Source organism: Fodinisporobacter ferrooxydans (genome assembly GCF_022818495.1).
Classification (GTDB): domain Bacteria; phylum Bacillota; class Bacilli; order Tumebacillales; family MYW30-H2; genus Fodinisporobacter; species Fodinisporobacter ferrooxydans.
On sequence record NZ_CP089291.1, the window covers coordinates 2,487,012 to 2,509,688 of the forward strand.

Genomic DNA, 22,677 nt, shown 5'->3' on the forward strand with positions numbered 1-22,677 from the left:
AGTACACTATTGCATAAAGTGGGCACGGGTTGTTCCCAGAGGCTGGATGATTCGGGAAATGCAGTAGGAACATTTTTTAAAACGCTTTCACAATTCGGTTATTCAGGCAGTTCCGCACCTTTTGTCTCGAGGGCCAAAGGTATAATCAGCAAGCCGATGACAAAAGCAATGGATGTGAGCGCGACAGGAGTACCAAGTGTTCCCATTCCTTTGACAAGGGCCCCGATGACAAAAGTAACGATGGCACCGATGAAACGCCCGACCGATGTGCAAAAAGCGAATGCAGTGGCGCGCACATCTGTATGATATTGCTCTGGCAACCAGAGGCTGAACATGGCGAAATTCCCCCCGCCAAAGCCGAGAAAGAAAAGAACGATCAAGAAAGGCGCCAATCCATGCGGCAGGTAGAAAGCCCATCCGAACGAGAGAATAATGGTTACTGCCATGATTGCAAAGTACAAGCCGAGCGTCTTTTTGCGCCCGATTTTTTCGGCGATCAGAGGAAGCAACATACATCCCAAGATCGTACCGATGGAAAGCAATCCGGTTCCGTATGAACTCATATGTGCAGCTTCAACAGCGGTCATCCCAGCTTTTTTGCTCAATACTATCAATGCGGTAGGTTCGTACACGCTGCCTGCCCAAAGACCGATGATGGCAACTGTCAACAAAATCGAGTTTACAATTGTTCTTTTGCGGTATGCAGGCCCGAAAATGGCGGCGAGAGGCCGCTGCTTTTGCGCCTGTTTTGCAACCTTTTTCCATCGTTCCGGTTCTTTCACGCCAAACAATACCCAGAATGAGACGAGAGCGGGTACGAGGCCAAACATAAACATGGGCCGCCATCCGAAATGTGCACCAACTGTGAAATTCAAGGCAGCTGCGACAAAAAATCCTGCATAGTAGCCAGTCTGCAAGTAACCGGCTCCCATTTTCCGGCGATCTTCCGGCCAAGCTTCCGATACATAGGTACCGGCCATCGACCACTCTCCGCCAATGCCGATGCCGGATAAGAATCGAAACAAGGCCAATTCCCAAATATTCTGGGAAAATGCGCTTAAGAATGTAAATACGGAATAAACCAGTATTGTGACCATTAAAGCTTTGGCTCGGCCGAATTTATCAGCAATCGGCCCCCATATAAAGGAAAACCCCCATCCGACTAGGAACAGAGCAAATAAAGCAGAACCTGCTAAAGCCACATTTCCCGGCGTTCCCTGTATTCCTGATTTCGGCAAAAGCTCGAACAATGCCGGTGCAAGAACGAGTGCGTAAATAACGGAATCCATCCCGTCCAACATCCAACCAAACCACGCTGCCCAGAAACCATTGATTTGTTGGCGTGTCAATTTCGAACGTTTGGCGACATACGACAAGGAATTTAGCTCGATACTCAACCCCATCAATCCTCCCTCACTAGTAAAATACCCTTGTTTTGATGTGAGCGTTTTAACAAAAAAATCGACAACCGTGTAACAGACACAAAATAGCTCTAAGATTTTGAAATTTTTTTGAACACTCTTGTTCGATGCTTTACGTTTTGTCGGTTTGCGATTATGATTGAAGCAGAACAGGGATAGTTGGAATATTTTTTAATACCTCCTTGATTTCCGTTTCATTTATGTCAAATTCCCGCAGGATCTGTTCGGTATGCTGCCCTAGAAGCGGTGGTGGGGTAATTTTCGCATCTTCAGATGTCGTTTCCAGGAACTTCACGGGTGTGTTGACGAGTTTAATTCTGCCTGCCGTGGGGTGTTCCACTGTTTGCAACATGTTGCGCTCGATTACATATGGATCTTCAAATAACTCGGACAAGTTATAAATGGGACCGCATGGAATCTTCTGTTTTCGAAATATTGTTACCCATTCGTTTACTGTTTTCGTCTTGAATTTTGATTCGAGCAGAGGTATGAGTGTTTCCCTGTTTCTTACCCTGTCTGGATTTGTTTTAAAGTTTTCATTTTCCAACCATGCTTGTTCATTAACTGCCTTGCAAAATATTTCCCATAATTTATCATTTCCCACTGCCAAATTAAAATAGCCGTCTTTTGCCGGGAATGCTTGATATGGACAAATATTCGGATGAGCGCTGCCCATCGCTTTCGGATTTTTGCCACTGGCAAAATAATTGCCGGATAAATAGGTTTGCCATGAAATCATAGTTTCTAAAAGTGATACGTCGATCCATTGGGCATTCCCGTTGGAGTTGCGGTTGTGCAATGCAGTAAGGATGCCAATGATTGCCCACATGCCGCTTCCAACATCTGCAAGAGAAAATCCTCCCTTTACCGGATGTCCATCTGTTTGGCCGGTGACGGACATTAAGCCTCCCATTCCTTGTGCAATGAGATCATATCCCGGCTCATCCCGATATCGTCCCGTTTGGCCGAATCCGGAAATCGATGCAAGTATGATGCGTGGATTGATCGTTTTTAAGTTTTCAAATCCGAAACCAAGACGTTCGAGTGTTCCGGGTCGAAAATTTTCAATGACAACATCTGCTTTTTTGATCAACTGCCGCAAAACGTTTTTTCCGGTTTCCGATTTTAAATCCAATACGATGCTTTTTTTGTTGCGGTTAATACTTAAAAAATAGCTGCTTTCCGTTTCGAGAAAAGGTGGTCCCCATGTCCTTGTATCATCACCATTGGGAGGTTCCACTTTTATTACATTTGCTCCCATGTCGGCAAAAAACATGGTGGAAAAAGGCCCGCTGAGAATTCTGGTTAAATCGATGATCGTCAAATCTGCAAGCGGTTTCATGTGTTGTATATGCCTCCTTAAAAATGTGCCGCGCGCTTTTGTGTGAAAGCTTGAACACCTTCGAGAAAGTCCCGTTTATCAACCCATTCCCGTGAAGATTCAGTACATCCGTTTACGACATTTTTTACACCCTCTTTTACACTGGCGATGGATGCTTGGGATTGTTGCAGAATGGTCTTGGACAATTGGAAAACACGGTTGTCAAGATTTGATTGTGAAACGATCTCATTGAGAATTCCTGTTTGCAGTGCTTCTTCAGCACTGTACGAGCGTGCGGTAAATACGAGTTCTTTTGTCCGACTTGGACCAATGGTTTGAACCATCCTTCGTACGAAAGGAGCTTGCAGTGTAATTCCCAGCTTGCCTACGGGCATCCCGAATTTCGCTTGGTTTGTGCCGATTCGAAGATCGCAAGCCAAGCTCAAGATAAATCCCGCCCCGTAAGCAGGTCCATTAATGGCGGCAATTGTGGGAATTGTGAGAAACTCTACTGCATGTATTGCCCGCTCCATTGTTTCAAACGCTTCATTTGCTTCATCTGTGGTGAGGCGTGAAAACTCTTTTATATCACTTCCTGCAGTAAAGCTGCTCCCACTTCCGCGAAGGATCAGAAGCTTTGTTTTTAATGGAACCGTGTTGCACCAATCCCCCAATGTCTTCCACATTTCACGTGAGAGAGCATTTTTATGATACGGACGATTGATTGTAACAATTCCCACTGGACCCGATGTTTGAAACCGCAGACTTCCCGAGCTGCCGAATTTTCTTACATCGACACGCATACATTCACCTCCTTTTGAAATTGTCGATTGTCGACAAAAAAGAATGTAAACACATTATCTACTCGGAAGGTTTATTTTGTCAATACATAAAAATCATAAAATTTTGCACGTACAGGTGAAGTGGCAGAATGGCTTGAATCCCTATTGGGATAAGAACATGATGCGTAGCATGATACGCGGGAGCGGGTAGTGATTGCAACGTCAAATACAGTTGCCTATTTGCGCAACTGCATGGCACGATTCATTCCGTGATTTACGTTTTGAGAAATCAGTTCTTTTGCCAGCTGGAATCGTTTATCATGGAGAGCTCGAACGATTTCTTCGTGTTCATGATAGGATGACTCCATATGCTCTTGTTTGTATACAGAAAGGTGCAATAATGCAGTAAGGGGATTTCCTAATTGCTGGTACAATCGGGATAAAATTTCGTTGCCGGCAAGCTTAAACAGCAATTTATGAAATTTTGCATTATGGCTCGCGTATGATATCGTATCGAAATCTTTAAGTGCAGTTTTCATTTCCGAAAGGATCGCAAGGAATTGTTGATGTGCATCGTCATTCCATGAGAAAGCAAGCTTATCAATGGCCAATTGTTCAAGTCCAAGCCGCACTTCATACAGTTCTTGAATTTCTTTGTTGGTATATTCTTTAACGACAGTCCCTCTCCTGGGAAGGCGTTCCACCAAGCCGTCAATTTGCAGCAGATACAACGATTCGCGTACAGGAGCGCGGCTTGTTTTAAAAAGATTTGCAAGCTCTTCTTCTTTGAGGCGTTCACCTGGTTGATAATCTCCGCGAAAAATCTTTTCCGCAATGAAGTTGGCAATTTGTTCGGGAAGCGGTTTCCCTAGCTCTTGTCGGGCCGAAATTGGTGAAAGTGGAAAGGCATCTGACATTCTTCGTAACGCTCCTGATCGTTCCATAGTTATTTGCTATTTGAAGCAATTCGATTTGCAAGCTGTAAAATGATTTTCGATTGAAGAATTTTTGAATGATGGCTTGAACCATATTTTTATTTATTATAAAATACTTTATTAACAGCTTCAACTGAGGATTGGTAAGGAACTGGGGTGGAGTCGGTGCCGGTATACGGTTTGGTAGGTCCAAGCGGTACAGGGAAGAGTCATCATGCGGCTAACATAGCCATGGAGATTGGGGCAGATCTCATTATCGATGATGGACTCTTAATTAAAAATCATAGAGTTCTTGCCGGTTTCTCGGCGAAGTTCGAATCGAATAAAATGGCTGCAATTAAACGTGCGATTTTTACCGACCTTTCCCATCGGCAAAGTGTTAAACATGCGCTTTCCGAGCAACAGAATGATTCCATTTTAGTGTTGGGGACATCTCGGAAAATGATAACAACAATATGCGACAATTTGGGGATTTGTGATGAAATAAAATGGCTGCCCATTGATGAGGCTGTATCGGAGAATAGCATTGCAATTGCAAACAATCTCAGAAAGAGAGGAATGCACGCAATTCCAATCGTACAAACGCAGCTTACGGAACCGCTCATTTCTCATTTCATTCAAAAATTAAGCCGCAAATTCTTTGTAAATACCCCCGACATCGCTCTTGTTCAAAAAGAAAATCTGACAATTGTCAATCCGCTTTTCGGTTCAGGCGCTATTTACATACACCCGAGAGTCCTGAAAGACTGTGTTGCAATGCTGCTGGCAGCGGGCAACCACCCTTTCAAACTGCGCCGCATTCGCATTGATTCCACCAATCAGAAAACGATTCATGTGGATTTGCATGCATATTGGGTGGCAAACTTGCCGAAACATGTGGACACGTTATATAAAGAGATTTACGATTATTTACAAAAAAATCTCGGTTTTGTCTCTCCGCACCTCAATTTTCATGTCTTATCGATCGACGCTCCACATATCAATACGCGCAGTTAAAGAGCGATTCTGTAAAATATGAAAATACTATGCGGGCGTTTTGAAGGGGAATATGGAAACGTATGTTTCATCGTTTTTCATAGATTGGATTCCATTGCAAATGTATTCAATCGCATATATTGACTGGATGAAAAATCGGTGCTATATTTACATCAATTAAATCAAACGCTTTCACTTTTTCTCATGTGGAAACGTTACCGGATACGGTGGTACTATGGCAACGATTAAAGATGTAGCAAGTAAAGCAGGTGTTGCTGTATCAACAGTTTCCCGTGTGATCAACAGCAGTGGCTATGTTGGAGAAGAAACCAAAAAACGGGTGCTAAATGCCATGAAGGAGTTGAGGTTTCGTCCGAGCCATATAGCACGGGGGCTTGTGAGCGGCAAGACTTATACAATTGGCCTGATCATTCCGGATATTGCAAATCCTTTTTTTCCGGAAATCGCCCGCGGTGTAGAAGATGAGGCGATCAAAAATAATTTTAATGTAATTCTTTGCAACTCGGACTGGAAGATTGACCGAGAGAAAATGTATCTTTCACTGTTGCTTGAAAAATGGTGCGATGGTGTCATTATCGTCGGCAGCCGAAGTGAAGAGATTGATTTATTGCGAACACTAGGGGATTTGCCTTTTGTTTCCATGGATCGTGACATTTCAAGTGCCGGACACTCTGTCTGGGTGGACAATGTGCTTGGCGGGTATACTGCAACGAAGCATCTGTACAGCATGGGTTATCGGCATGTCATCCACATAAGCGGACCATTAAATGCACCTTCTGCAGTTGCACGGCGAAAAGGATATGAACTTGCAGTAAAAGAATTTGCATTGCAAAGTCCGGTCGTTGTAGAGTCTGATTACCGCAAAAGCGGCGGTTTCACTGCCGTGATGAGCATTTTAGATGATAGTTCGAAAGAGCGCTTTGATGCGGTGTTTGCCGGGAACGATTTAATGGCAATCGGTGTCCTGCATGCTGCCAATGATCGCGGAATCTGTATCGGCGAAGAGTTGGGCGTGATCGGATATGACGGAATTCCAGAGAGTGAAGATACGTTTCCATCTTTGACAACCATGTTTCAACCAGGATATGAAATGGGGCGCCGGGCTTGTGAATTGTTGCTATCAGAAATTGCAACACCAAGCAGCCGTTTGATCAAGGAAGTATTTAAGGCGGAGTTGAAGATTAGAAAGTCTACAAAACGATCGTAACGTTTTGTATTGTGTGGAAACGTTACCATATAAAAAGCACACAATCATTATGTGGAATGATTTGTGATGATAAAGTGATCAAGGTGTATTTTTTGCAGTTGGATTCGTTAGGTATGAATCAAGCGAATTTTGTGGAAACGTTGCCATCCAGACATAATGGACAAAAAATTCGCACAGGATTCTTTCAATCGCAACTTTAAAAAAGGGGAGCTGGAAATGGCAGCAAAAAAACCGGTGATTACCGTTGCCGGCAGTCTGAATATGGATTTGACGGCGTATGTGGAAACGTTGCCACAGCCGGGGCAAACATTATCTTCAAAAAAATTTGTCGTGAGTCCGGGAGGCAAAGGTGCCAACCAGGCAGTAGCAGCTTCAAGGCTTGGGGCAGTTGTGAGCATGTACGGATGCATAGGTATGGATTCGTATGGCCAACAACTGGTTCAATCGTTGCAACAATCGGAAGTCTTGGTGGAAAACGTTGCTTCCGTAGAAGAAAACACGGGGTTAGCCCTTATTTTGGTGGAAGATTCCAGCGAAAATGAAATCGTTGTCGTGCCCGGAGCCAATCATGGTTTTACGACTGATGTATGGAGGCAGATGGATCATTCCTTTCTAAAAAGAAGTGATACGCTCTTGTTGCAGCATGAAATACCAATGGAAACTCTTGAGCAGATTGCACGAGATGCTCATCATGCAGGTGTTCGAGCCATTCTCAATCCTGCTCCTGCAAGAAAATTATCTGCAGATCTCCTAGCTTGTATTGAAATTTTGATACCCAATCAAACGGAATTGGCACAAATACAAGCAGACGGATTTTCCATGAACGATCTTTTTTCGCTGGGAATACAAGCGATTCTTGAAACCCGCGGCAAAGATGGAGTTTTTATCTATACGAAACATGATACGCAGCATGTAGAGGGACTCACTGTTGATGCCATCGATGCGGTTGGGGCCGGTGACACATTTGTGGCCGCATTCGCAGTAGCGTATAGTGCAGGTGCGGATGTACTGAAGGCAGCCCGTTATGCCAATTGTGCAGCTGCTCTTAGTACGACTCGCAGCGGAGCTCAGGCATCATTTCCTTACGCAGAAGAAATTACGAACTTAGGGGTGTCTTATTCGTGAAAAAAAATGGTTTGTTGCATAGCGAGTTAAACAAAACGATTGCCGCTATGGGACATGGAGATATGCTTGTGATTGCAGACACTGGACTGCCGGTCCCGGTTGATGTTCCAGTCATCGACCTGGCTTTTTGCAAAGGAAAGATTTCTTTTCTGGATGCGCTTGAAGTCATTGCAGATGAACTGGAAATTGAATCCTATATTGTCGCAGAGGAACTGCAACACAGAAATGCTTCGTTAATAGAAAAGATTCAAGGGATACTTAAAAAACCAAGCGAGCAACTCACTCACGAAGCGTTCAAAGACCTTTCAAAAGGCGCAATTGCTGTAGTTCGAACCGGGGAATGGACACCATACTCCAATATCATATTGGTCGCAGGCGTTCCTTTTTAGAGGATGTTCAAAAAGTAGTCAAAACTCCACTTTTTGAACACGCACTTTTAGGAGGAAAAACGATGAGTGGAATTTTACAATTGGAACATATCAACAAATCCTTTTCCGGTGTTTCTGTCCTGAAAAATATGCGATTGACGATTGTTCCTGGAGAAGTTCATGCACTTCTCGGAGAAAACGGCGCAGGAAAGTCTACGCTGATGAAAATTCTGACCGGCGTGTATGTGGCAGATACGGGGACGATTGCCATCGATGGACAACCAATCGAAATGCGTTCGATTCATGATGCGAGAAACTATGGAATCGAAATGATTCACCAGGAAATCAGCTTGTTCCCCAGTTTAAGCATAGCTGAAAACTTGTTGATCGGTCATGAATCCCTTTTTTCACAAGGCGGTTTTATCAATCGCAGAAAACTGAGGGAAAAGACAAAGGAGATTCTAGCAAGATTAACGTTAGGTAAGTCACCGGATACTTTAGTTTCTGATTTAAGTGTCGGGGAGCAGCAGCTCGTCGAAATTGCCAAAGCGCTGTTGATGGATGTCCGTTATTTGATTATGGATGAACCGACGGCTGCCTTGACAGATCGGGAAACGGAACGGTTATTTGAAATCATTCGTTCTTTAAAGTCTTCCGGCGTCGGAATCATTTATATATCACACCGGATGGAAGAACTGTTCGCGATCGTGGATACGGTAACCGTATTAAGGGATGGCGAATATATCGATACACTTCGAATCAAAGAAACTACAGAAGATGTATTGGTGTCGCTCATGGTAGGACGCAGCGTAACTGAGCGGTATCCAAAAGAAATCGGGAATGTCGGTGATGAAGTGCTGCGCCTAAAGGAAGTATCATCCCGCTACGTAGATGGGATTTCTTTGCATATTCGGGCAGGCGAGATTGTTGGCATTGGCGGACTGATGGGGTCCGGACGTACAGAAATTGCCCGCATCATTTTTGGCATGGATCCGTTGACAAAGGGTGAGCTGATTTGGAAAGGACATGTGCATACGTTTCATCATCCAATTGACGCCATTGAAAAGGGAGTTGCTTTTGCCACGGAAGACCGCAAACAGCAAGGATTGATACTCGGTGCTTCCATTCGTGAAAATTTGGCATTGCCGACATTAGAGAAACGTTCCCAACTGGGATTTGTGAAAACACAAGCGGAAAAATCATTGGTTCAATCCATGATAACGAAATTAAAAATAAAAGCTCATTCGATGGAACAGGCAGCAGGACGGCTGAGTGGAGGAAATCAACAAAAAGTGGTGCTTGCAAAATGGCTGGCAACCGAACCTTCACTCTTCATCCTGGACGAGCCAACCCGCGGAATTGATGTAGGAGCAAAGCAAGAGATCTATCGGCTAATGAACCAAATTGCGGCGGAGGGAAATGCAATTTTGCTGATCTCTTCCGACTTGCCGGAATTGCTCGGCATGAGTGATCGCGTCTATGTCATGCGCGAGCACACGATCGCAGGGGAGTTAAACCGAAATGAATTTGATCAAGATCTGTTTATGAAACTCGCTACGGGAGGAGACACTCGTGACAAATCGTTGGTTTAAAAAATACAACATAGGTCCCTTAATCGGCTTTATCGTACTATTTATCATTATGTCGATCGCATCGAGCCGGTTTCTGACATTCGGGAACCTTTCGAACATCGCGCTGCAAACGTCGATCAATGCATTGCTTGCCGTCGGCATGACATTCGTTATCCTGACAAGCGGCATTGATTTGTCGGTCGGCGCCATACTCGCTTTGTCCGGATCGATCACAGCAGGACTTATTACTCACGGTACATCACCGTTTCTTGCTGCAATCGCGGGCCTTCTCGTGGGAGTCGTTGCGGGGCTTTTCAACGGGATTCTCGTTGGCTACGGAAGACTTGCAGCCTTTATTGTAACACTTGGCACCATGACACTGTTTCGCGGATTGACAGAGATTTATACACATGGCATGCCGATCTTTAATCTGCCGCTTTCGTTTATGAAACTTGGAACGGGATACTTCGCTCTTTTGCCGACACCTGTCTGGATCATGTTTCTCGTTTTCGTCATCGGTTGGGTAATGCTAAATCGAATGACACTGGGAAGACGCATTTACGCTGTCGGTGGAAATGAAGATGCGGCGTTTCTGGCGGGAGTTCCGGTCAAAAAATATTTGGTGACAGTTTATGTGATCAGCGGATTTTTGGCTGCACTTGCCGGCTTGATTCTTACGGCGCGCTTAGGATCTGCAGAACCGAATGCGGGCACCGGTTATGAATTGGATGCCATTACTGCCGTTGTATTAGGTGGAACAAGCTTATTTGGCGGAGAAGGTACGCTTATCGGAACCATTATTGGTGCATTTATATTAGGTGTTATCAGCAATGGATTAAACCTTTTAAATGTAAATGCGTTTTACCAAGATGCCATTAAAGGAATTATTATTTTAATCGCCATTATGCTGGATCGCAAAAAAATATCCAGATAGAAATTTCCTGATTCATGAATAAAGACAAAATGTCTTTATCAATATACGTCTAACAAAAAAGGGGAATGTACAGAATGAAAAAGCAAATGGGTACACTCGCATTGGCAGGAATTTTGTCAGCAGGCTTGCTTGCCGGATGTGGATCGCAACAAAATTCATCCACACAAACAGCAAAGGATACTTCAACACAAACAAGCAAAAGCGGGAAAACAATCGGGTTTGTCGTATCGACGCTAAACAATCCGTTTTTCGTAGCCATGCGGGATGGGGCGCAAGCGGAAGCAACCAAACTAGGTGTAAAATTATTAGTGGAAGATGGCAATAACGACCCATCCAGTCAATTGAATCAAATTCAAAACTTGATTCAGCAAAAAGTGGATGCGATCATTTTGAATCCCGCATCCAGTCAAGCTCTTTCCAGTGCGGTTCAAATGGCGAATCAAGCGAAGATTCCAGTCATTACATTGGACCGCAGCGTAGATTCCGGCAAAGTTGCCACATTTATTGCTTCTGATAATATCAAAGCAGGTAAAATGGCGGCTGACCAGTTGATTCAAGCGCTCAAGGGAAAAGGCAGTGTAGTGGAATTGCAAGGCGTAATCGGGACATCTGCCGAGCGTGATCGGGAAAAGGGATTTGATGAGGAAATTGCAACTGCTTCCGGAATCAAAGTAGTTGCGAAACAGCCAGCAGATTTTGATCGGACAAAAGCGCTTAATGTTATGCAAAACATTCTGCAAGCAAATCCTAATATTAAAGGAGTCTTTGCCCAAAATGATGAAATGGCTTTGGGAAGTTTAAAAGCCATCCAAGCTGCGAATAAAAAGGGTATAGCAATTGTTGGAATCGATGGGGAAAAAGAAGCGATCAATAACGTTCAAAATGGCTCCATGCTTGCAGATATAGCACAGCAACCAAGTCAAGAAGGGGCACTTGGGGTAGACAACGCTTTAAAAGTGATTGAAGGCAAATCTGTACCATCGACGATTGCTTCGCCTCTGCAGCTTGTAGTTAAAGGAACTCAATTCTCCGGGTTTTAAGCCATACGATTGAGACAGTCATTTCAAGCGAGAGAGTACTTTCAAACGCATATTTTACATGAAAAAGACTTTGCCGCGGCAAAGTCTTTTTCAACAACAGGATAAAATCTATAGTAGCCCTGTTCATTTATCCAGGTGTATTCCATGGGCATATTTTACTAGTACGTTTTAACCATTTAAAATAGTCGTAAAAGATCTGATGATTCACGTGAAATCAAGGTATAGTGTAAGTAAGAAATAGAACTCAAGCAAAACAAAACATTCAAGTTTTTGTTAATACGTGAATTATTTCACATAATAAGGAGCTGATTAGCGATGTTACTTTGGAAAATTGCAGAAAGAATACACAAAACCAATCTTGATATCGAAAAATGGGTGGATGGTGCGACTGCAGATGGATCTCCGTGGGATTTCGAACCTTATCATCGGGTAGAAAATCTGGAAACTCCTCCACGAGAGATTTTGTTGGAAGGTGATGAACATGTTCACATGGTTAATTAAATAGGCAGCCATTTCTGAGTTTTTCAACCCGATTATGTGAATGATTTCACATAATGATTTTTATAAACCACAGGGGTGAAACGTCATGTTCACGAATTGGTTACGCACGAATAAGAATGCAGCGATCGTCTTGACAATTCTTCGCGTCTATCTTGGCTGGCAATGGTTGACGGCGGGATTTGAAAAATTGACGGGAGCAAAACCGTTTGATGCCAGCGGGTTTTTGACAAACAGTATCAAGCATCCAGTTTTGGGGCCGGCAAAAGATGTCGTCTATCCGATTTTTCACTGGTTTATTCAAAATTTTGTCATGCCAAATATGAAAGTATTCAATTTTTTGATTCCTTGGGGAGAGTTCCTGGTTGGATTGGGATTGGTTCTTGGCGTAGTAACAACAACTGCTGTCTTTTTCGGAATGCTGATGAATTTTATGTATCTGCTTGCCGGAACTGTATCGACAAACCCTTGGGATATTCTGATTGGAATGTTTATTATTGTGGCTGGCTATAATGCGGGGCGATTTGGCGGAGACTATTGGGTGATCCCGTACCTGCGAAATCTCAAACACGAACGGTTTCATTTCGATCACTTTAAATTTGGCGGTCATAAGGGCGCACGCATTTAATGATTAAACAAAAATCAACAAAATGATTGCGAAACATATGAAACCCAAGCAGAGTGTATTTTAGCTACTGCTTGGGTTTTGTTTGTTATAGAGGATGTTCAAAAAGTAGTCAAAACTCCACGTCGGATTGCTTTGAGCATTTATAGAAAATATCCAGGGATTTTACACATTTTTTACATAATTTCATAGGTTTCCTTTTGATAATCTAATAATGAACAGATTTTAATCGGAGTGGAAATAAACTGTTGCAAGTGAAGAAAAGATTGGAGGAACAAAAATGTCCCAAATTCGCGAACATGTCTTAAATATACTAATCGATGTGTGCAAGGAAGAAGAAATTCGGTCACATCCCGATATTCATTTGTTTGATTCCGGCTTACTGGATTCCATGGGCATTGTTGAACTATTAGTAGAGATAGAAGAGAAGTTAAGCGTCCATATATCGATTACGGAATTCGATCGTGACGAATGGTCCACAGCGAATAAAATTATGTCATATGTCGAGAGTCGTGCGTGACAGGGAAAGGTTGAAGAAATCAGATGAAATCGTTCATTCGTTTCTTCCTAGAATGGAAGAATTATTATTATTTTTTATGGATGATCCGGACTCTTTATTATCTGTCGATCCTTCTGGCACTCGTTTATTTTTACGGATTTGTCAATGATACTCCGAAAACCAATTTTATTTATGATGGTTTTTAATCTCGAAGGGGAAATGTGAGTATGAATATTCTACAGCAAGTATTTCACAATGCAAACGAACATCCGAATCGAACGGCCTTTAAGAATCGGAAGGAATGTATTACATATCAAGAGTTATGGGAACAATCGGACGCATTGGCGCATTGGATTGCGGCACGCTTTGGAAGCGAAAAAACTCCAATCGTCGTGTATGGACACAAAGAACCGCTGATGCTTGTATGTTTTTTGGCCTGTGTCAAAACAGGGCGAGCCTATATTCCTGTCGATCTTTCCACACCATTAGATCGTTTGGAACGCATCCTATTGAATTCGAAGACAAAGTTGGTGCTTTCGCCAATAGAATCCCCAAACATGACTTCAACTGCGATTTCTGTACTTCGTGGAACGGACTTGGCGACCGTTATTTCTCAAAATAAGGGGAAGACTCTATCTTCCGACAATTGGGGAGAAGGAGAAGACAACTTTTATATTATGTATACGTCCGGAAGCACAGGCGAACCCAAAGGTGTACAAATCACTCACCAATGTTTATCAAGCTTTTTGCACTGGATGATCGATCATTTTGGCATTCAGAAGAACAGCACATTTCTCAATCAAGCACCTCTATCTTTTGATCTTTCCGTTATGGATCTGTATACATCTCTTGTCAGCGGCGGAACGATTTGGTCTGTGGATCAAGAAATGATCGCAAATCCGCGGATTTTATTTGAAGAATTGAAAACTTCCCATCTGACTGTATGGGTGTCTACACCTTCCTTTGCTGAATTATGTTTACGCGATTCATCCTTTCATGAAGAGCTGATTCCCCATTTGCGCACGTTTTTATTTTGCGGGGAAACTTTACACGGCACAACGGCTCGTAATTTGATCAACCGTTTTCCCAAAATCAAACTGTACAATACGTATGGTCCAACGGAAGCAACGGTCGCTGTTGCATCGATACAAATTACCGAGTCGATCCTGGAGCAATTTTCTCAACTGCCGGTTGGGGTTGTGAAAGCCGACTGTGAGATTCAAATCATAAACGAAAAGGGCGAATGTCTTGCTGAAGGAGAAAAAGGAGAGATCATTATTTTTGGGCCGAGTGTGAGTCCTGGCTATTATCAGAATGAAGAAAAAACGCATCAACGCTTTTTTATGATGAGTGGAAAACGTGGATATCGCACAGGTGATATAGGGTATCTCGAACAGGGGCTGTTATTTTTTCATGGCAGATCGGATTATCAAGTAAAATTGCAAGGATATCGAATTGAACTGGAAGATATTGAAGAAAATTTGTTGAAATTGCCGAGCGTAAGCCACGCAGCAGTAATCCCAAAATACAAGAATAACGTATGCGAGTATTTGACTGCATTTGTTGTCTCCGAATCAAATTCCGATTCAGTTTCTGCCGAGAACCATCTTTCTCTTGCATTAGCGCTGAAAAAGGAACTTGCCAACTACATTCCGTCATATATGATTCCGAGAAAAATCGTCTTTAAAAAACACCTTCCCTTGACAGCAAACGGGAAAATTGATCGAAATGCATTGGCAAGCGAGGGTTTTAAAGAATGATACCATACTCGGACTTTACGTTTTTTGGAATTTTATTTTTGTTCTTGATTCCGGCAATTGTACTGGGTTTTTTGGGAAAAGGGATCCGGGGATATGCGTTTTTCATGCATTTTGTGTTCATTTGGCTGATTTTTGGCAACAACTCGCAAGAATTATATTCTCTGGTGATCTATGTACTGTATCAATGGATGGTTTTGTGTTTGTATTTCAAATATAAAGACCAAAATTGGACATATCCGATTGCATTGCTGTTCAGTCTTCTTCCACTGGTTTTGGTAAAAATTACGCCAGTACTCAGTCCGCATTCAACACTTGGATTTTTAGGCGTTTCCTATTTAACATTTAAAAACGTACAAATCATTATAGAAGCCAAGGATCAATTGATAAAAGACATAACGCCATATGAATTTTTTGATTTTTTGTTATTCTTTCCAACCATTAGTTCCGGACCGATTGACAGGTACCGTCGGTATGGAAAAGATGCGCAAATCGAATGGACAGACAAGCAGTATGGGGAATTTCTTTTTCAAGGAATCCATCGATTGTTTCAAGGATTTCTATATAAATACATTTTGGCATATCTCATCAATCGCTATTGGTTGCCGTTAAAATTTTTACAAGATCGACCCGTTGCTGCGTTTGTATATCATTCCTATCAACAGTTTTTTCATTACTTTTTTACATTGGCCCAATTTAAGACGTTTGTATCCGCTGTATTGTACATGTATGGCTACAGTTTGTATCTGTTTTTCGATTTTGCCGGTTATACGGCGTTTGCGGTTGGCGTGAGCTATATTCTTGGCATAAAGACGCCGGAAAATTTCAATCGGCCGTTTATCAGCCGCAACATCAAGGAGTTTTGGAATCGGTGGAATATGACATTGTCGTTTTGGTTCCGCGATTACGTGTTTATGCGGGTAGTGTTCGCGTTAACACGAAAAAAAGTGCTGAAAAGCAGGCAAATCATTTCCTACATCGGCTATCTGTCCTTGTTTGGTTTAATGGGATTTTGGCATGGACTGGCATGGCATTATATCGTCTATGGATTGTATCATGCGGCATTATTTATCGGATACGATTTGTTTGACCGTTTTAATAAAAAATGTAATATTTGGAAGAATAATGTATATTTCCGCGGGTTGTCAGTTGTGATTACATTCCATTTTGTGTGTTTTGGATTTTTGATATTTTCCGGATACCTGTTTTAAAGGGGTTACTCTACTATGGATCGTATAAATATGGATCGTATAAAAAAACCGGCATTTGGACCCTTGATCGCAGCGCTTGCGATCCTCTTGATTTTGTTGTTTTTCCCCGTATCCTTTGCCAAAAAATTGCTGACAAATCAAGATATAGAAAAAGTTGCCGCATCTGCAGATCTGGCAAAGTTTAAAAATGTCTTTTTGCAAAAAGAAGCATTTTCCATGAATCAAAAGTTTTTACCCTTTTTCGGTTCATCTACCATCGGGATTTTTAGCAGGTATCATCCTGTCAACTTTTTTTCTCCCAATCAATTTGCTCCGTACCTGGTTGGGCAGCCGGGATGCACCAATATCATTCATGTCATGGACTTTTCAGCGTTAAGCGGGAACTTGTATCACAAAAAACTGGTGTTCATGCTTGATACGTCCGAATTTATGAATCCCAATGGCATTGGCGATCAGGGATTTAGCAAATTTTACTCGCCGTTAAACGGTTATGAGTTTCTCTTTAATGATGAAATTCGTCCGCAAGACAAGAAACAAGTGGCGGAACAATTGTTAAAGTATGCGGCAGTCAAAAAGGACGGATTGCTTGCGACGATTTTAGAAGGGATCACACATGATTCTTTATCGTATCAAATCAAGGCGGATTTTCTCAAACCGATTGCGTATCTTCGCATGAAACTATTGGAAAAACAAGATTTTATCCAGTCGTTGCAATTGGTGAATCGGATACAGCCCTATCATCAGCAGTTCGTCCCGCGCAATCTCCCATGGAACCAGCTGCGAAGCATGGCAATCCAGGAAGCAAAGCCGCAGACGAATAACAATCCATACGGCATGCTGGATGGGTTTTATAAACAAAAGGTACAGAAATTCAAAGGAAAACTGAAAGATTCCTGGAAACCGAATCATATGAATTACCTGCATTCTGTTGCATATGTGGATTTGCAAGCGATTTTAGACGTTTTAAAGAGTGAACACGCAGATCCGGTATTTGTCTTGATCCCGCAAAAAGGGGCATGGGATGATTACAAAGGATTTACGAACTCCTATCGAAATCTTCTGTACAATAAAATTGTAAATGAAGTGAAGGCGGAAGGGTTTCAAGTTCTTGATTATCGGAACCATCAATACGACAAATATTTTTTAAGAGATTTTTGGCACCTGGGATGGACGGGCTGGGTGCAAGTGGATCATGATCTTGCCAACTATATGAAACAAAAATAGCGGTTGGATGGGGGCAGTGCGAACATTTGCCACAGTCGTTCGCCCTGCCTTGATAAGTCTCACACTTGATTCACTTGGTTTGCAAAAGATCGGTGACGGTTAAAAACTGGTATCCCTGTTTTTGAAGTTCCGGGAGGATGATTTTGAGTGCCTCTACCGTTTGTGAACAATCTCCTTCAAAATCATGAAATAAAACGATATCACCGTTATGGACATTGGATAAAACGGTGCGGACAATTTTATCAACACCAGGTTTTTTCCAGTCCCTCGTATCTTGATACCATGACCAAAGAACGATTTGACAATGTTGCTGTTTGGCGACATTGATGACAGAGGGATTCACAATTCCCCCCGGCGGTCGGAATATGTGCGGGACCTGCTCGATTGTATCGTATATGGCCTCTTGTGTTTGAACGACTTCTTGCTCGGCTCTTTGGAGCGCAGATCCTTTTAAATATTGATGATCAAACGTGTGATTCGCAATCTCGTGGCCTTCGTTGACTTCACGTATGACAAGTTTCGGATACATTCCTACACGTTTTCCAAGGACAAAAAATGTGGCGTTGGCGTTATATTGTTTCAGAATATCCAGGATTTTTGGGGTGAATACAGGATTGGGACCGTCGTCAAATGTAAGAGCAATCACCTTTTTGTCTGTATGAATGCTGGATACCACTTCATCTGTCTTGGCATACGAAACTCCGCAAAGACAAAGGAGAATTGATGCGAATGTCGCTATAGACCCTTTCCGATACAAAGCCATCCCCACTTTTTTGTCTTATAGAGGATGTTCAAAAAATAGTCAAAACTCCACGGCGGATTGCTTTGTCGAATCCCAAAACGTCTTGCTCATGTACCAAACACGTACACTCCGCCGCCTTTTCGTGCTTCGACTTCGCACTCCTTGTGTCTTACTTAACCACTTTTTGAACACGCACTTATAGTATGACCGAAATCCGAGATCGTAATCAAACGTCTTTCATGGAAAATGATTTCCAATTGAAAGAATTACGTGGGATTTCTAATTTGTTTCCATAATTGTTCCAAAATCTAGCGATATAGTAGGACATGTAAATACGAAAGCCAAGTGATTGGCGGAAAGAAAAGATCAGTCAAGCAAGTCAGGATCAGCAAGCCAATTAGTGGCTTGACTAAAGGAGGAAATTCGTATGAAATGGAGAATTGCTTTTGCAACGTTAGGTATTGCATCTATGGTAACCGTTGGTGCCACATCCGCATTCGCAGCGACAAATAACTCCACGGTTCAGGCAGATCAAAGCACATTGAAACAATTGCAAACACAGATGCAAACGTTGAACCAGCAGATCAAACAGCAACAACAAGCGAACAAACAGGCCTTAACAGGGAAAATTACCCCGGTAAATAAAGATGAAGTAGCGAAAGTAAAGGGCGTATTTGAGAATATCAAAAGCCTTCGCCAGCAATTGAAGCCGTTGTATGTACAGCTAAAAGATGCGAAAGCGAAAAAAGATCAAACGGCAATCGCCAGCTTGAAACAGCAGATTCAATCCATTCGCGATCAAATTCAAACGCAAAAAAATTCGATTCAAGGAGATTTGCAGACATTAAAACAGACTCGCCAAGGAAATCAAGCGATTTGGAGTCAATTGAAACCCATTAGGCAACAAGAAAAGACGGCAGAGCAACAACTGAAGCAATTGGCGCAACAGCAAAAAGGTCTGTTCCAACAAGCGAAAGCAGACCGCCAGTCCAAGAACTTTGCTGATTTGCATTCCGTCCTGACGAAAGAAATTGCTTTAAAACAACAAGTGATTCAAGAAAAACAACAGCTTCTTCAATACGAACAGCAAGCGGCAAATGTACTAAAATAGGAAATAAAAACAGGCGGGGTATATCCCCGCCTGTTTTTACGTTCAGCCCATAATTCTTCAACCGATGATTTCATTTATTTTTATTTATTTTGTATTTTCGTGTAATTTGTCAATTCATCGTTCCTCGGGGATATTTCAATACTTGTTGGCGGGACCGTTTAAACCTCAGAAATAGCAACAACAAAACGCCGAAAATTGAAATCACATACATGCCGAACGACCCGGTTGTCTTGCTGTCAGTACCGATCCATAACCCGTGCAGCGTTACCATTATATAAACGATCGGAGACAACATGTGCAGTTTTCGCCAGATTTTCACGCCGATCTTGTTGCGCATCTCGGTTGTGAGTATCGTGGCAATTAACAGATAAAATCCAATGATGCCGATCGCCATTGGTATGGTTTTATACGTCGTAGCAAATGGCACCAAAATATCTTTCCATGTAAAGTTCGTGTACTGATCAAAGAATAAAATTGCGACATGGAACATCGCAATATACATCGCCCAATTCGCGAGCGCAGTGTGCAACAACGGATATATACCGGGGCTTTGGCCATGTTTCTTGCGAACGAGCCCATATAATCCCGACATGACGGACAGCGAAAGCAAAACATAAGAAGTGATGCCGGCTGCCCGTGTTAAATACCATGTATTAAGCAAATCCACTTGGAACACTCCTTACTTGCTGATTTTGATCCACAAGCACAGCCTGTGCTTGTCGCTCCTGCACAAATTTCGTCCCTTGCTCCACACCCAAAAGCAACACTGTTTTAGCCCAAACATCCGCTTCCTTGGCGGTAGGTGCGGTTACTGTGGCGGAGACGATTTCACTTTGTGTCGGTCTGCCGGTGCGTGGATCGATTAAATGAGTCATCCAATTCCCGCCTCTTTTCCAGCGCCTTTTCCATGTCGACGATGTGGCCACAGCTCCATTTCGAATGGCGAGCGTCCCAAGATCCTTATTTGGATCAAAGGGATTTTCGACCCCTATATGCCAGAATTCATCACGATCGCCAAAAACGCGAAGATCGCCGCCAGCGTTGATAAATCCAGCTCCGAACTGTTTCAGATAGTCTGCTGCATGATCGACTGTCCAGCCTTTTGCGATCCCGCCCAGGTCGATCTTCATGCCTTGAGAAAGACGCACTGTCTTACGGTTTGTATCGATCTCGAAAGGAAGCTTTGCATACGCAAAAAATGGATGCATTGGCAGCTTGTCTTCCGAGTCGGTGATGTTCTCCATGGATTTGTCATATCCGGCTGCTTCCAATTGCGGCAGCAGGCACGGATTGAACATGCCGTCTGTATATTTCCATGCATTATACGCATTGATCAGCACTTCGAATAATAATGGGGACAGCGGCATGTCCCGTTCCGTTGTTCGATTTAATATGGATAGCTCACTTTCCGGTAAAAAGCGGCTGCAGATATGTTCCACTTGCTGAAATAACAATTGAATATACGTGCAGAGTTCCTCTTTTTCGAATGCTTGCTGTTCATATGGCTCTAACAGCAGTTCTACTTGCGTATTCATAGCTCGAAATGTAAAAGATAGCTGATTCATGACGCACGTGTCCTCGTATGGGAACGATAGCCGCCCGATGGATAGAATCCACCGTTGCCGCTCGCTTGCTGATTGTATACTCCACTGCTGACACTGGATGGATCATTGGATTGGCCATTGATGGTTGACTGAGCAACAGATGGATCATTGGATTGGCCACCGCTGTTTGCTTGAGCAACAGATGGATCATTGGAGTTATTCAATGAGGTCGAATCGTTCCCCGTAGTATTCGAGTTGTCGTTTACTTGATTGTCGGAACTGCTGCCGATACTCGCTGAATCATTTTTTGATGAACTGACAGATTGTCCGTTTGCACTGCTTGAAGGACTTGATTGATTATTTTTTAAATTCTGGCGCAATGCTTGCTGATGATTCGCATTGCCGAATCCATGAGCAGATGCAGCCGCGCCTTGTGTGCCCAAATTGCCGGCGATGATTGCTACAGCTGCTACACTGCTTAAACGAACCGCCCAGTTGATAAAAACTTTTTTATTCATGATAAAATGCCTCCCCTACCGATTTCGAAAATCTTTCTATGTGGTCAATGCTGATCGTAGTTTGGTTGCCGTTGTTGTACAGTATGGAGCAGAAATTTTAGATTTTTCTTTGAAAAGTCAGGGAAAATTATGGATTTTAAACGTGCGAATAGGGAAGGCAGAGGTTTATTTTTATTGTAGAATTTACTGAAAGCTACTGACTAAATTGATTGAGAACTGCAAAAAACTCCTTCAGAAAATTGTAAAACAATTTTTCCGATGGAGGCAGTTCCCGATAGCGCGGGATGATGACGCCAACCGTTCGCGTCACATTGGGATCGATGACAGGGATTGCGACCGTTGTCCGCGGCTTGCTGTCAATCAGCGTCACTTCCGGCAGAAGTGTGATTCCAAGTCCCGTAGCGACGAGCCCTTTGATCGCATCGATGTCTTCTCCCTCAAACGATACTTTTGGTTCAAACCCCATTTGCTTGCATGCGCCTACGACGATGTCCCGCAGGATGAACCCGGGCGGGAACAGCACAAACGAGTCATCTCGCAATTGACTTAGACGAAGGGAAGGGCGGTCGGCCAAAACATGATCGGATGACAATAGAGCGACAATCCGTTCCACGAACAGGATATGCCCTTTGATGTCTTTTTCATTCGTCGGTACCGGCCCTACGAAAGCCAAGTCAATGCTGCCTTTAATAACGGATTCGATCAGATATCGATAGGAACCTTGCCGCAGTTGGAAACCAATGCCCGGATATTTGTCGCGGAAGGCAGAAATCACAGTCGGCAACGTATGGGAAGCGAGGCTGCTGGGAAACCCGACGCGAATCATCCCTTTTTGGGGATCCAGAAATTCATCGATTTCCTGTTTGGCTTTTTCGATCTCATTCATCGCCGTTTCCATATGTTCTAAAAATACCTTGCCGATTGCAGTGAGCCGGACATTCCGCCCTTCACGGATAAATAATTCAATCCCCAACTCTGACTCCAGGTTGGCAATTTGCCGGCTCACCGCAGATTGGGCCACATGCAAAGCGTCTGCCGCTTCTGAAACGTGTTCGCGTTTCGCTACTTCAATAAAATATTTGATCTGCCGCAATTCCATGAAAACACATCCCAATCTTAATCGATCTCATTTTGAGATCGTTTTTATCTGAATTATATATTGTTTGTATGAATGATGAAACATTACAATAAGAATAAATAAATGCTTCATACATGACAAATATATAAAGAAATTTTTAAAAATTTAGA

At 42.9% G+C, this 22,677-nt stretch carries 24 protein-coding genes; 15 read left to right on the plus strand and 9 right to left on the minus strand.

Annotation, left to right across the window (positions count from 1 at the left end; all coding sequences use genetic code 11):
* Positions 1-98: 98 nt before the first annotated feature.
* From LSG31_RS11855 to LSG31_RS11870, 4 genes are all read right to left on the minus strand, one after another.
* Complete coding sequence (locus tag LSG31_RS11855; protein WP_347435318.1) at positions 99-1,397, minus strand: MFS transporter; 1,299 nt, start codon at positions 1,395-1,397, stop codon at positions 99-101.
* Between the two features lie 157 nt (positions 1,398-1,554).
* The gene (locus LSG31_RS11860; protein WP_347435319.1) at positions 1,555-2,763 is read right to left on the minus strand and encodes a CaiB/BaiF CoA transferase family protein; all 1,209 of its coding nucleotides are present in this window, start codon (positions 2,761-2,763) and stop codon (positions 1,555-1,557) included.
* A gap of 17 nt (positions 2,764-2,780) precedes the next feature.
* Positions 2,781-3,545 carry an enoyl-CoA hydratase/isomerase family protein gene (locus LSG31_RS11865; RefSeq protein ID WP_347435320.1) on the minus strand — a complete coding sequence of 255 codons (765 nt, stop codon included), beginning with the start codon at positions 3,543-3,545 and terminating at the stop codon, positions 2,781-2,783.
* Positions 3,546-3,760: 215 nt separating this feature from the next.
* Positions 3,761-4,441 (minus strand): GntR family transcriptional regulator, encoded by a 681-nt coding sequence (locus LSG31_RS11870; RefSeq protein WP_347435321.1) that lies wholly within the window; start codon positions 4,439-4,441, stop codon positions 3,761-3,763.
* A 183-nt stretch (positions 4,442-4,624) separates the two neighbouring features.
* On the opposite strand from LSG31_RS11870, the gene LSG31_RS11875 reads away from it, so the two are divergent.
* The 14 genes from LSG31_RS11875 to dltD all read left to right on the plus strand — a co-directional run bounded on the left by LSG31_RS11875 (position 4,625) and on the right by dltD (position 17,514).
* Positions 4,625-5,455, plus strand: a complete 831-nt coding sequence (locus LSG31_RS11875; protein WP_347435322.1) for a P-loop NTPase family protein — start codon at positions 4,625-4,627, stop codon at positions 5,453-5,455.
* Positions 5,456-5,669: 214 nt separating this feature from the next.
* Entirely contained in the window at positions 5,670-6,662 is a 993-nt protein-coding gene (locus LSG31_RS11880; RefSeq protein WP_347435323.1) for a LacI family DNA-binding transcriptional regulator, read from the plus strand.
* A 216-nt stretch (positions 6,663-6,878) separates the two neighbouring features.
* Positions 6,879-7,787, plus strand: a complete 909-nt coding sequence (locus LSG31_RS11885) for a ribokinase (protein WP_347435324.1) — start codon at positions 6,879-6,881, stop codon at positions 7,785-7,787.
* Positions 7,784-8,176, plus strand: coding sequence for a D-ribose pyranase (gene rbsD / locus LSG31_RS11890; protein ID WP_347435325.1), 393 nt, complete (start codon positions 7,784-7,786; stop codon positions 8,174-8,176). The genes LSG31_RS11885 and rbsD overlap by 4 nt, the downstream gene beginning before the upstream one ends.
* Before the next feature lie 62 nt (positions 8,177-8,238).
* Entirely contained in the window at positions 8,239-9,747 is a 1,509-nt protein-coding gene (locus tag LSG31_RS11895) for a sugar ABC transporter ATP-binding protein (protein WP_347435326.1), read from the plus strand.
* 49 nt (positions 9,748-9,796) lie between these two features.
* Entirely contained in the window at positions 9,797-10,660 is an 864-nt protein-coding gene (locus LSG31_RS11900) for an ABC transporter permease (RefSeq protein ID WP_347439497.1), read from the plus strand.
* Between the two features lie 74 nt (positions 10,661-10,734).
* Positions 10,735-11,700 carry a D-ribose ABC transporter substrate-binding protein gene (locus LSG31_RS11905; RefSeq protein WP_347435327.1) on the plus strand — a complete coding sequence of 322 codons (966 nt, stop codon included), beginning with the start codon at positions 10,735-10,737 and terminating at the stop codon, positions 11,698-11,700.
* 315 nt (positions 11,701-12,015) lie between these two features.
* Complete coding sequence (locus LSG31_RS11910) at positions 12,016-12,201, plus strand: hypothetical protein (protein ID WP_347435328.1); 186 nt, start codon at positions 12,016-12,018, stop codon at positions 12,199-12,201.
* Between the two features lie 85 nt (positions 12,202-12,286).
* Positions 12,287-12,826 (plus strand): DoxX family membrane protein, encoded by a 540-nt coding sequence (locus tag LSG31_RS11915; RefSeq protein ID WP_347435329.1) that lies wholly within the window; start codon positions 12,287-12,289, stop codon positions 12,824-12,826.
* 277 nt (positions 12,827-13,103) lie between these two features.
* On the plus strand, positions 13,104-13,343 hold the full coding sequence (gene dltC, locus LSG31_RS11920; RefSeq protein ID WP_347435330.1) for a D-alanine--poly(phosphoribitol) ligase subunit DltC: 240 nt from the start codon (positions 13,104-13,106) through the stop codon (positions 13,341-13,343).
* 23 nt (positions 13,344-13,366) lie between these two features.
* Positions 13,367-13,528, plus strand: coding sequence for a teichoic acid D-Ala incorporation-associated protein DltX (dltX, locus tag LSG31_RS11925; protein ID WP_347435331.1), 162 nt, complete (start codon positions 13,367-13,369; stop codon positions 13,526-13,528).
* A gap of 21 nt (positions 13,529-13,549) precedes the next feature.
* On the plus strand, positions 13,550-15,082 hold the full coding sequence (gene dltA / locus LSG31_RS11930) for a D-alanine--poly(phosphoribitol) ligase subunit DltA (protein ID WP_347435332.1): 1,533 nt from the start codon (positions 13,550-13,552) through the stop codon (positions 15,080-15,082).
* Entirely contained in the window at positions 15,079-16,290 is a 1,212-nt protein-coding gene (gene dltB / locus LSG31_RS11935; protein ID WP_347435333.1) for a D-alanyl-lipoteichoic acid biosynthesis protein DltB, read from the plus strand. Before dltA ends, dltB begins: the two co-directional genes overlap by 4 nt.
* 15 nt (positions 16,291-16,305) lie before the next feature.
* The gene (dltD, locus tag LSG31_RS11940; RefSeq protein WP_347435334.1) at positions 16,306-17,514 is read left to right on the plus strand and encodes a D-alanyl-lipoteichoic acid biosynthesis protein DltD; all 1,209 of its coding nucleotides are present in this window, start codon (positions 16,306-16,308) and stop codon (positions 17,512-17,514) included.
* Between the two features lie 70 nt (positions 17,515-17,584).
* On the opposite strand, the gene LSG31_RS11945 is transcribed toward dltD, so the two are convergent.
* Positions 17,585-18,277 (minus strand): polysaccharide deacetylase family protein, encoded by a 693-nt coding sequence (locus LSG31_RS11945; RefSeq protein ID WP_347439498.1) that lies wholly within the window; start codon positions 18,275-18,277, stop codon positions 17,585-17,587.
* Between the two features lie 406 nt (positions 18,278-18,683).
* Between LSG31_RS11945 and LSG31_RS11950 the strand changes: the two genes are divergently transcribed.
* On the plus strand, positions 18,684-19,367 hold the full coding sequence (locus tag LSG31_RS11950; RefSeq protein WP_347435335.1) for a hypothetical protein: 684 nt from the start codon (positions 18,684-18,686) through the stop codon (positions 19,365-19,367).
* A gap of 109 nt (positions 19,368-19,476) precedes the next feature.
* Here the strand turns inward: LSG31_RS11950 and LSG31_RS11955 are convergent, their stop codons facing one another.
* From LSG31_RS11955 to gltC, 4 genes are all read right to left on the minus strand, one after another.
* Entirely contained in the window at positions 19,477-20,034 is a 558-nt protein-coding gene (locus tag LSG31_RS11955) for a ferric reductase-like transmembrane domain-containing protein (RefSeq protein ID WP_347435336.1), read from the minus strand.
* Positions 20,021-20,932, minus strand: coding sequence for an FAD:protein FMN transferase (locus LSG31_RS11960; RefSeq protein WP_347435337.1), 912 nt, complete (start codon positions 20,930-20,932; stop codon positions 20,021-20,023). The genes LSG31_RS11955 and LSG31_RS11960 overlap by 14 nt, the downstream gene beginning before the upstream one ends.
* On the minus strand, positions 20,929-21,429 hold the full coding sequence (locus LSG31_RS11965; protein ID WP_347435338.1) for a hypothetical protein: 501 nt from the start codon (positions 21,427-21,429) through the stop codon (positions 20,929-20,931). The genes LSG31_RS11960 and LSG31_RS11965 overlap by 4 nt, the downstream gene beginning before the upstream one ends.
* Before the next feature lie 193 nt (positions 21,430-21,622).
* Entirely contained in the window at positions 21,623-22,528 is a 906-nt protein-coding gene (gene gltC / locus LSG31_RS11970; RefSeq protein ID WP_347435339.1) for a glutamate biosynthesis transcriptional regulator GltC, read from the minus strand.
* Between the last annotated feature and the right edge of the window lie 149 nt (positions 22,529-22,677).